Genomic DNA, 9,964 nt, shown 5'->3' with positions numbered 1-9,964 from the left:
CGGTCAATGTGCCGTTAATATCACCGACTTTTTGATTGAGAATTGTCCTTTGCTGAAGCCTGTGCAGCTGCTTTCAGATATCATTGAGGCACAGCAGTCACAAGGCACTAACCATGTGCTGAAGCACATTCGTGCGGTCGGATTTGAAGAGGAATATTACTCTGCCGATGCTCTTAATATGCTTGCAAATCTGGCCGACGGCACCTATGAAGGTTTGTCTGCTGAAGGGCTGGCCGGAGAGGAAGCGATTCCGGTTCTTGATGGTAAGGTAATTGTCCATTCCAACTATTATCAGGACTTCGTGAATTCCCTGAGGAATACTTTTGACAGATTAGAGTTGATTTTGGAAGGTGAACCGGCAATTTATATTGCAGATAAGTACGCGAGAACCTTTATCGTTTCTGTTTTCGATACGGACAATGACGGCTATGTGACAGCCGAAGAAGCCGCTATTGAAAGACAATTGTATTGGGATAGATATTCTGATGCTAATAAAGTTCAGATAGCTGATTTAAGAGAACTGAATGCAATAGAAGGTTCACCTTCACAACTTACTAATATTAAAGAATACTATATGGGATATCGCAATACGGAAACAGGTAATCAGATGTTCTATTTAAATACCAGTATAGAAATCCTTGGAATTGGCACCAATGTAGTGAAGGTATCTCAAAGAACATGTAGGGGGTGTACGAATCTAAAGAAGGTCATACTAAATGATAAAGTTGAAATATTATATGGAGACCCGTTTAGGGATTGTGTAGCACTAACCGAAATCAGTGATATTCCTGATACATGTTACGAGATTGGTGGTGATTGCTTCAATGGCTGTTCTTCTTTGAAAAGCATAGTAATAGGCAGAGGAGTAACGCAAATATCGTCCAGTGCATTTCGGAACTGTACATCAATGGAATCACTATTCATAAAAACAGCAATTCCCCCGATGCTTGGAAATGATGCCTTCACTAACAATCATTGCAAGATATACGTCTCTATTGGTAGTGGTGCAGCTTACAAGGCTGCTACTAACTGGAGCGCTTATGCAGATCGAATTTACGAATATGACTTCTAAATATCTTCCGGAGCATTATGAAGAGATTGATATACTTGAAAATGAGGGTAATGATGAATAAAAATTTATTGAAATGGCAATATTAAGTACAGCTAAGATTGTAGGTATGCTTGCTTCTGCCAAGAAGACGGGTAGGCAGGTTATGAATGCGGCCGGAGAATGGGTTGCGGAGGTGGTGGAAGACTTCATGTCCGGATTCGCAGGTTATGGGTGGAAAATCTGGGAGTATGTGAAAGGAAAATGGATGCTTGAGATAGATTCCATCCGGGTGAGGGAACAGTTCATCGTGTTCGAGATGCTGGTGTCGAAGATGCGTGCGATAATCGGGTCTTTAGGTATCAGCCAGGCGTGTGGTAAGATAGCTACTGTCACTCTCTCCGAAGACGGCACTGAATACCTCATCACCTTGGAGGATGAGACTATGAGCTTTGTCGCTCATGACTTCATGCGGTGTCAGACCTATACAGGTACTAAACAAACATTCTACCATGTTAAGATTGCGTCCGTTGTGGACGATGTGATCCATGTATCGGTATCGGAGTTTGATAAGGATGCTGAAGGAATTGTGACCAATCCGCCAGAGCCAGGTAATGATGTTGTCCAGTTCGGCAACTCAGTGAATAAGAATCGGCAGTCTGCCATCTATATTCATGCTGATGAAAGCGGCCAGCCTGCGATTGATATCATGTTCGACATTGATAGTAAGGACTGGACCGGTAAGGTTAAAACCCGTCTTGGCGGCGATATTCCCGGTGGAGATGGTGCCCGTGGATTTTACTGCGAAAATGGCATGATAAAGGGCACGGACGCTAGCGGTCATACGGTTTACTGTATACATCCTGACGGATCAGCGGAATTTGGTGACGGCTCCGCCAAGTTTAATGCTGATAAGTCCGGCAAACTTGCCGGTGGCGCGATCTCGTGGGCATGGGATGCAGACAAGAAAAAGTATGTGTGCACGATGGGAGATGTTATCTTAAAGTGGGATAACCTTTCAGATGAAGTCAAAGAGAATCTTAGAGGTGAAAAGGGCGACAAGGGAGATAAAGGAGATACTGGTGAAAAGGGGGGTGATGGTACCAATGGTGCCGATGGTATTAATGGTAAGGATGGCACGTCAATAGTATGGAAGGGTAGCTATGTTTCTCATCCTTCTCATCCTCAGAATGGTTGGGCATATAAGAATACGACTGATGGTAAGAGCTATGTCTATCAGGACGGTACATGGTATCAAATGACTATTGACGGTGTGGATGGAGCTAATGGTAAGGACGGTGCTGACGGACTGGATATAGTTTGGAAAGGTGATCTATCTACGCCTCCGATCAACCCGCTAAAGAACTGGGTATATCGTGATACTGATAACGGACGGGTATACATCTATAATGGTACTGCCTGGGCTTTGATGGTGACAGATGGCAATGATGGTGCCACCGGTGCTGCCGGTAGTGATGGCCTATCGGTTTATATAACCTATCACGACAGTGAATCCCAACCGGGAAAACCTACAGGAAACGGCACCTCGAACGGCTGGCATACTGACGCAACGAGCACAGTTGTTTGGATGTCTCAGAAGGTCGCAGAAAGCTCATCTTCCGGTAGTTGGGGGACTCCTATCAGGATAAAGGGGATAAAAGGCGACACAGGCCCCCAAGGTGTTCCCGGAACTCCCGGTAAAGATGGAAAGGTTTATTATACCTGGATAAAGTACGCTGATGATGTGAACGGAGCCGGGATAAGCAATGATCCAACCGGCAAGACTTTCATCGGTCTTGCATACAATAAGGAAACCGCAACAGAGAGTAATGCGGCTTCTGATTATACTTGGAGCCGTTTCCGAGGTGAAGACGGAACGGATGGTGTTCCCGGTCCGGCAGGAGAGGATGGGAAGACTACTTACACCTGGATTGCCTACTCTGATAATGCCGATGGTAGTGATATGTATCAGATTCCGACTGATTCGACTAAGTATATCGGTATTGCGGTTAACAAGGATACGGCAACAGAGAGTAATGATCCCGCAGATTATACTTGGAGCCGCTTCCGGGGTTTTGATGGTGCTGCAGGTCAGGATGCTGTAATGCTTGCGATAGAGTTCTGTATGAACGGCACCCGGATTAATGATATCCCGTGCGACATACATGGTGTCCCAATTTCGGGAAATACTGTTATAGCTAAGTTATATCGTATTAGTGGAAGTAGTAAGGAAGATTATACTCCTGAAAGATGGCGTGTATCTTATTTAAAGGAAGGTGTTGAAGTACTTTCCAGTCAACCTTTAGAATCGCTTAACTTTATAAATATATCCCTCGACATATCATCGGCATATGACAGTATTGCGGTGAGGACTTATGAAAAATCAATTCCTGATTATGTGTTGCTCACTGAGGGTTCAATCTCCAAAGTTATGTCAAATGTACCAGATTGGCTTGTAGGGTGGGACACGAACAAGGTACAGATAGGTAGCGAGTATATGATATCTCCGAAACTGTTTACGGGAAAGAATACCGGGACCGCTGAAGAACCTATTTTGACCGGCATAGTCCAGGGAGATAAGTGCATTACAATTGATGGAGTTGAACGATCCGGTATCTTCGCTTTGGTGGATAATGAAGTCATTTTTGAACTTGATCCTGAAAATGGGAAGTATAAATTCAATGGTGAGGTAAATGCTACAAGTGGAGTCTTCAAGAATATAAAGTCACCCAATGAATCTTTTAAAATCAATGAAGCTGGAGACATAGAAATAGTAGGTAAGATTTCCACTTCCTTGAATGGTACTCGTATAGAAATTGACCCTGATACGAATAGTCTCAAAATGTACAATCAAAACGATACAGAAGTTGGGAGCTTGAGCTTTTTTGAAAGTGAGTGGAATGGTGTTATTAATTATCTTCCACGACTTAGGCTGCGTAGATATGTAGATAATGTGTTATATGATGAAGCTTCAATAACCAATGGAATAATCTTTTGTTCTCAAAAATCAGGTTCTGATGATTATTCCTGTCAGTTGGTTCCTTCTCACGGTTTGACATTTTTCAAGAATGGAGAGCCGACTAAGTATTATTTGAAAGCGTAATAAAGTAAATCCCGTCCTACTTTCACAAGCCGGGCGGGATAACGACAAAATACTAAGACCTTAACGGTCTTATGCGATAACAAAGGTAGTATTAATTTTGAAAATGTCAAGTATATGGGCTTAAATGAATGGTTGGCTATAGTCGGAACATTAGGTGGGTTCGAAGCTATACGATGGGTTATAACTTTCTGGGTAAATCGAAAAACGAATGCCCGGAAAGAAGATGCTTCCGCTGATGCAGCGGAGATACAGAATCTTTTGAATGTAATTTCTAACTTATCCGGACAGCTTGATAAGTCTGATGCTCGAATGACCTCAAGAGACGGGAAAGTAGATTTCCTGTATTCTGAGAACAACAAACTAAAGGCTGAAAAGCTGGAACTTATAAAGAAGAATTATGAGTTGGAATTGCGTCTTAAAGAAGCCGAGCTAAAGAAATGTGATGTTCGTGGATGTGCCAATCGGCAGCCGCCCAGTGATTATTAATAAAAGGAGGAAGAAAGATGAAGTACTTTACAATCGCTGAACTCTGCAAGTCAGATACAGCCGACCGGCTGGGTATTGATAACCGATGTAAGAAAGAGCATGTAGTCAATATGACTGCATTAGTAGATAATGTGCTGGACCCATTGCGGGAGGCATACAGGAAGCCAATCACCGTGAACAGTGGTTTCCGTTGCCCTGCACTCAATAAAGCGGTGAAGGGTTCAGCTACGAGCGACCACATGACCGGACGGGCAGCGGACATCACCGGAGGAAGCCCAAAGGAGAACAAGAGGTTGTTCTATCTGATCCAGTCATTAGGCTTGCCCTTTAAGCAGTTAATCGACGAAAAAAACTTTAGCTGGATACACGTATCTTACGACGACGGAAATATAAAAAAACAAGTATTAAAGTTATAATTATGAGAAAGATCGGGCAAAAATTAGAAATTCCAGGTCATGCAGGATATTACGCTGATTTGGATGGAAACATTTATAATAGGAAAGGGAATAGGCTTATTCCGCAAACACAAAGTTCATATGTTGGGGTTGATTTACCAATAGGTAATGGCAAATTCAAAAGATTTACTGTACATAGACTTGTTGCAATGACTTTTATTCCCAATATTGAGAATAAGCCGCAAGTAAACCATAAGGATGGTAATAAACATAACAATTCGGTTTCTAACCTTGAATGGGTTACAAGAAATGAAAATCAAAAACATCGCTTTGATAAGTTACACCATTCCCATTTTGGTGAGAAAAATACGCAAGCCAAGTTGACCAAAGAAAAAGTGCTTGATATTATAAAATTAAAAAAACTAGGGTTAGACCTTGGCAGTTTATCTACGATGTTTTCAATATCCAAGCCAACAATATGTGATATAATGGCGGGGCGTTCATGGGCTCACGTTACTGGTATATCGCCGAAACGTAATATTAAAAGAATGGAGGCTTTGGGATATGCAATATAGTAGTTTCTCATGGGTACATGTCAGATATCGGGAAGGTGCAAACCGTAAAGAAGTGAAAGCCTTATGAGACTAACCAGTAAGCAGAAAAAGGAATTCTTCGGACTGGCAGTCTGGGGGATTCTCGGACTCATTGCAATGTCCGTTATGATGGCGTTGGCCGGATGCGCCACTCCTAAGAACACCGACCGCAATACGCAGGTTGACTATTCCAATGTTTTACAGCAAATGCAATCTCGAATGGATACCTTACTTGCCAACATGGAAGCTCAACGGAAAGAAACAAGCGAGAAACTATCCAATCTAAAGGTTGAGAATAGAACTGTCTATCTCTCGCCTCCTGATAGTACCGGCAAGCAATATCCAACTATTGTGAGTGAGACGAATGCCAGTAAAGACGAGAAAGAGAATAAGACAACTGAGACTGAACTGAAAGTTACCATTCAGAGGCTTGTTGAGGAAGTGACGGATTTAAGGAATGAATTAAATACAGCCATAGTTCAGAAAGAGAAAGTAAAAGAGGTGTCTTGGTGGCAGCTTCATAAAGTGGATGTATATGTCGGCTTATTTATACTTGTGCTTGGATGGCTTATTTATAAGAAGAATAAGTAGAAGTGGCTTATCTGTGATAAGTGTTTGCCCTGACTGGTGACGGTTGGGGCTTTTTATTAATATATATTAAATAAATGCATGATATTTGTATACTATCAAATTTAATAGTATATTTGTATATCAAATCATTAGAACCGGCGGCAACGGATAAGCGGCGCTACATTATGACTACTTACATATACAAAGGTCAAGAGATCAATCACACATCTTTTATTTCAATTCTTCGCTCTGCTGGCATCAATGGCGGTAGAAAGTTAACTCACTATCAAGTTCTCGAAAGAGAGGCTGCTAATGGCAATGAAAAAGCCATTGAGATATTAAAGAATCTCATTATCAAAGAAGAAACTATCGTAAAGAAGTATATCGTATCCTTATCAGTCAAGAATAATCAAGTTGACTGGTTTGAAACAACTTCTTTGCAAGAAGCCGAAAATCAGTTTGAGGCCTACAAACGTGACGCTGAAGAAAGGGATGAGTTCACCGAGGTATATTGGGATGAATGTTTTGATGACGATAACTTTGAGACAATAAAATATTTTAAAAACTAAGATTAAGATGCTGCGCTATCGGCATGACGGGCAACTAATATGAAAACATTAAAAAGTGATTTGATCAAACGCATTGAATATAACAACAGTTACATATTTGGGTATAAATATTGTGGTAAAGTTAACCAGCAGGTTAATTGGCAAAATATGACTGATGAGTTGATGCATACGATGGTTGATGATGTTGATTCTTATGCAGATGTACAAGAAGTAAAAATTTCAGATGCAGATGTACAAGAAATCATCGAGAACTTCCCTCTTGATAATACTGATTTCTCTGATTGCACTGCATGGCAATATACAGATGAAAACGGCGACGTTGGCAAACTGTTGTTTTTTAATTAATCCAACGAGAGGATGAAGAGAAATTATCCGTTGTTCACGATAGACCGGGCTAAATCGCCCGGCTATCCATTTGATTATATCACCTGTTATGACCGTGAAGTTGGTTTCATTGCTCGTGTTGTTGTACTATCAACGAACATTGCATTTGATGAATTCATGCTTCGCTCCTCTGCTGTGGAAAATAACGAAATAAGCACTTATATGGAACGATTTAAGCGTGGTGGAATAGCAGTTGTCATATCAGATTTCTTTTATAATTTTGATGTAAATACTAAGACTAAATCTCGTATTCAGGCACTGTTGAAGAAAGGTACAAAGAAGTATCTGACTGCTACTTTTGAAAGAGAATTGAATTGGGATTTTAGCATTGATGACCAGATAAAACAGCAGGAGTTGACTATTGAAAGAAATAAAGCTAATTTCGATGCCCTTCTGGCTCGTGCTACTGATAGAGAAACTGCAATATATACCATGAAAATAGCGGAAGAAACCTTGAATACCCTAAAGAAGTATAAGGAACTCATGCAAAATATGGATATTTATATAAACCGGGATGGAGATGAATGACAGAGAGCGAATCGGTAAGCGTATAGCTGAAATCCGAAAGTCCAAAGGCCTATCGCAGGCCAAGCTCGCAGAACTGACGGATATCGCACCTGGAAATATAGCCAGGATTGAGACAGGAAGATATAGTACTGGCATCGATCTACTGAGTAAGATAGCTGATGCATTAGGCTATAAGTTAGATTTTATAGAAAAATAGAAAATAAATGCTATGGCAAATTATAATTACGAAGAGGAAAGCGTGAACGCTTTAATTAAATGGGCTGAGAGCGCACAGTTACCCAAAGAGGTAGTACTTAGTGAAGCTGAACATATTACCGACACCAGTATTTATGTGAGAGCCAATATCAACGATATCAAGCAGCATTATCCGGATCAATTCTATAATCCGGCCATTACGCGACTGTACAGGCTGAAGGAATTTGTAGAAGGGGCGGCTGAATAAGCAGCTCCCTTCTAGTTTTGTTGAGGCTTTTTATATCATCCCATTCAATCTCTCTGCACATCTCTTTACGGATGAATCCATAACTTTTGCATATATCTCTGTGGTACTGACATGCTTATGTCCAAGCATTCGACTTAATGTAGCAACCGGAATATCATTTGCTAAGCAAACTGTTGTAGCGAACGTATGGCGGGCTATATGACTCGTAAGAGGTTTTCGAAAATCGAGTTTTTCTTCAATGACATGCAGGTAATCATTATATTTTTGGTCGGATATAGTAGGTAGCTTATAATCGTATTTTTCCAATATTTGTATAGCGGGCTGAAGAAGCGGTGCCAGGAACCCTGTCCCGGTTTTAATTCGTGATCCATCGATGTATTTCATGCCATTTTCTGTCATTACATCTCTATAATAGTCAAACGCATTCATATCACAGTAGGCCAAACCTGTGTAGCAACAGAAAACAAATAAGTCTCTTACACGATCTAATTTATCAGAAAGCTGTATATCTCTAAGGCATTTTAGTTCATCCACTGTTAATGGCTTCCTTGGTTTATGATTACCACGTTTGTCTTTGAAGTGATCGTAAGGGTTACGGTCAATATATTCCAACTCGTAAGCCTCATTAACATACACCTTAATACGCTTGTGGTAATTATGTATTGTGGGCTGGCTCCGTTTGGGATCTTCCGTTCGGAGAAACATGTCAAATGCTTTTATGTTTGCAGGAGTAAGGGATGCAAAAGAATCGATTTTTCCAAAGCGTGCTAATGCTTCTAAGGCCACAAGTTGTGATACCTTGGTAGAATGTCTTAATCCGCGTTCTTCAATCCGCTTGTGCATAAAGTCAAGAAATGAACTTGGAATATCCCTCTTTACTTCTCCTTTGACAAATAACTCATAGTTTTCCCAGGTTGCTGTTAAACCTTGCGCATACATATCATAGAAGACCTGTTCATGTCTTTTATAAATCTCAGTTAGGCGCGCATTAATAAGAATGCCGTCTGTACGGTTAATAGCATGTAATTTATCATCCCATTGTCCGGCATACAGTTTAACGCCTGTACTCAATCTCCGCCGTTGGTTGCGGCTGAAATAGATTTCTAACTCAACAGAAGATGCCACACTTACTGTTGCTTTTTTACGTCTGTCAAAAACGAAACGAATAATAGGTAAATTGTTACTCATAGTGTGTACCACAATTTTTATTGCAAGATGTACCACTGTACCACATTGAGTATTTTAACGTGATTTTTAGTTATTCCTTGCAATGGATTAAACATCATGTAAAACCCACTGTAAGAGTGCTGAGTAATAGTGATATAAAGATAAGTAGTTGATTATAAGATAAAAGGGAGTAAACTTTCGTTTAATCCCTTTATCGCTTCTTTGCGGTGCGTACGGGACTCGAACCCGTGACCCCATGCGTGACAGGCATGTATTCTAACCAACTGAACTAACGCACCATAATTTCATTTCCTTAATTGCTTTCTCTCTCGATTTCGGTTGCAAAGGTAGGCATTTCTTTGAAACCTGCAATAGCTACGATGAAATTTTTTTGCTTGATTTTATCACTTTTCCTTTTATATCCTCATTTTGAGAACATTGGAATATGAAAAAAAATAAGTTCTTGCAGAGCTTTTTGTGAAAGGGGATTGGGATGGTTTTGTAATGAAAACGAAGCTTTCTGTTGCTTGATTTAAACTTCTTGCTCGAAAACTTCGTTATTTTACAATAAATCGTTATTTTTGCAAACTCAAATCGAGAAAATTGTAATTTGAAAACGATAAAAACGATGTTGGAACCGAAAGGGTTTGATTCCGGGTTTTTAAAAACCCGGAATTCA

Annotated in this window: 12 protein-coding genes and 1 tRNA gene; 11 read left to right on the top strand and 2 right to left on the bottom strand. The window is 40.5% G+C overall.

What is annotated here, in order from left to right:
• From BACCELL_RS27200 to BACCELL_RS01660, 11 genes are all read left to right on the top strand, one after another.
• The coding region (locus BACCELL_RS27200; protein ID WP_007209768.1) for a leucine-rich repeat domain-containing protein at window positions 1-1,072 on the top strand (1,072 nt) is incomplete at its 5' end.
• Between the two features lie 73 nt (window positions 1,073-1,145).
• Window positions 1,146-4,151, top strand: a complete 3,006-nt coding sequence (locus BACCELL_RS25640; RefSeq protein WP_007209767.1) for a collagen-like protein — start codon at window positions 1,146-1,148, stop codon at window positions 4,149-4,151.
• Between the two features lie 114 nt (window positions 4,152-4,265).
• On the top strand, window positions 4,266-4,637 hold the full coding sequence (locus tag BACCELL_RS01700) for a hypothetical protein (protein ID WP_007209766.1): 372 nt from the start codon (window positions 4,266-4,268) through the stop codon (window positions 4,635-4,637).
• Window positions 4,638-4,654: 17 nt separating this feature from the next.
• A complete protein-coding gene (locus BACCELL_RS01695) occupies window positions 4,655-5,053 on the top strand; it encodes a D-Ala-D-Ala carboxypeptidase family metallohydrolase (RefSeq protein WP_007209765.1) in 399 nt (132 codons plus the stop codon).
• Window positions 5,054-5,055: 2 nt separating this feature from the next.
• A complete protein-coding gene (locus BACCELL_RS01690; protein ID WP_007209764.1) occupies window positions 5,056-5,607 on the top strand; it encodes an HNH endonuclease signature motif containing protein in 552 nt (183 codons plus the stop codon).
• Between the two features lie 63 nt (window positions 5,608-5,670).
• A complete protein-coding gene (locus BACCELL_RS01685; protein WP_007209763.1) occupies window positions 5,671-6,216 on the top strand; it encodes a hypothetical protein in 546 nt (181 codons plus the stop codon).
• 164 nt (window positions 6,217-6,380) lie between these two features.
• Window positions 6,381-6,764, top strand: a complete 384-nt coding sequence (locus BACCELL_RS01680; protein ID WP_157133857.1) for a hypothetical protein — start codon at window positions 6,381-6,383, stop codon at window positions 6,762-6,764.
• 39 nt (window positions 6,765-6,803) lie between these two features.
• The gene (locus tag BACCELL_RS01675; protein WP_007209761.1) at window positions 6,804-7,109 is read left to right on the top strand and encodes a hypothetical protein; all 306 of its coding nucleotides are present in this window, start codon (window positions 6,804-6,806) and stop codon (window positions 7,107-7,109) included.
• A 12-nt stretch (window positions 7,110-7,121) separates the two neighbouring features.
• Complete coding sequence (locus tag BACCELL_RS01670; RefSeq protein WP_007209760.1) at window positions 7,122-7,676, top strand: hypothetical protein; 555 nt, start codon at window positions 7,122-7,124, stop codon at window positions 7,674-7,676.
• Window positions 7,663-7,872, top strand: a complete 210-nt coding sequence (locus BACCELL_RS01665) for a helix-turn-helix domain-containing protein (protein WP_007209759.1) — start codon at window positions 7,663-7,665, stop codon at window positions 7,870-7,872. Before BACCELL_RS01670 ends, BACCELL_RS01665 begins: the two co-directional genes overlap by 14 nt.
• 12 nt (window positions 7,873-7,884) lie before the next feature.
• Complete coding sequence (locus BACCELL_RS01660) at window positions 7,885-8,118, top strand: DUF6965 family protein (RefSeq protein WP_007209758.1); 234 nt, start codon at window positions 7,885-7,887, stop codon at window positions 8,116-8,118.
• Window positions 8,119-8,148: 30 nt separating this feature from the next.
• On the opposite strand, the gene BACCELL_RS01655 is transcribed toward BACCELL_RS01660, so the two are convergent.
• On the bottom strand, window positions 8,149-9,306 hold the full coding sequence (locus BACCELL_RS01655) for a site-specific integrase (RefSeq protein WP_007209757.1): 1,158 nt from the start codon (window positions 9,304-9,306) through the stop codon (window positions 8,149-8,151).
• 204 nt (window positions 9,307-9,510) lie between these two features.
• Window positions 9,511-9,584, bottom strand: a tRNA-Asp gene (locus tag BACCELL_RS01650).
• Window positions 9,585-9,964: the final 380 nt, after the last annotated feature.

The organism is Bacteroides cellulosilyticus DSM 14838, assembly GCF_000158035.1.
Taxonomy (GTDB): domain Bacteria; phylum Bacteroidota; class Bacteroidia; order Bacteroidales; family Bacteroidaceae; genus Bacteroides; species Bacteroides cellulosilyticus.
The sequence above is the reverse complement of the archived record's forward strand: the minus strand, read 5'-3'. Positions and strand labels throughout refer to the sequence as shown.

What these genes read in the sequence shown, in the direction of transcription:
- BACCELL_RS01700 (WP_007209766.1), top strand. Translation starts at nt 4,266, where the DNA reads ATGGGCTTAAATGAATGGTTGGCTATAGTCGGAACATTAGGTGGGTTC.
- BACCELL_RS01690 (WP_007209764.1), top strand. Translation starts at nt 5,056, where the DNA reads ATGAGAAAGATCGGGCAAAAATTAGAAATTCCAGGTCATGCAGGATAT.
- BACCELL_RS01665 (WP_007209759.1), top strand. Translation starts at nt 7,663, where the DNA reads ATGGAGATGAATGACAGAGAGCGAATCGGTAAGCGTATAGCTGAAATC.
- BACCELL_RS01660 (WP_007209758.1), top strand. Translation starts at nt 7,885, where the DNA reads ATGGCAAATTATAATTACGAAGAGGAAAGCGTGAACGCTTTAATTAAA.
- BACCELL_RS01695 (WP_007209765.1), top strand. Translation starts at nt 4,655, where the DNA reads ATGAAGTACTTTACAATCGCTGAACTCTGCAAGTCAGATACAGCCGAC.
- BACCELL_RS01670 (WP_007209760.1), top strand. Translation starts at nt 7,122, where the DNA reads ATGAAGAGAAATTATCCGTTGTTCACGATAGACCGGGCTAAATCGCCC.
- BACCELL_RS25640 (WP_007209767.1), top strand. Translation starts at nt 1,146, where the DNA reads ATGGCAATATTAAGTACAGCTAAGATTGTAGGTATGCTTGCTTCTGCC.
- BACCELL_RS01655 (WP_007209757.1), bottom strand. Translation starts at nt 9,306, where the DNA reads ATGAGTAACAATTTACCTATTATTCGTTTCGTTTTTGACAGACGTAAA.
- BACCELL_RS01680 (WP_157133857.1), top strand. Translation starts at nt 6,381, where the DNA reads ATGACTACTTACATATACAAAGGTCAAGAGATCAATCACACATCTTTT.
- BACCELL_RS01685 (WP_007209763.1), top strand. Translation starts at nt 5,671, where the DNA reads ATGAGACTAACCAGTAAGCAGAAAAAGGAATTCTTCGGACTGGCAGTC.
- BACCELL_RS01675 (WP_007209761.1), top strand. Translation starts at nt 6,804, where the DNA reads ATGAAAACATTAAAAAGTGATTTGATCAAACGCATTGAATATAACAAC.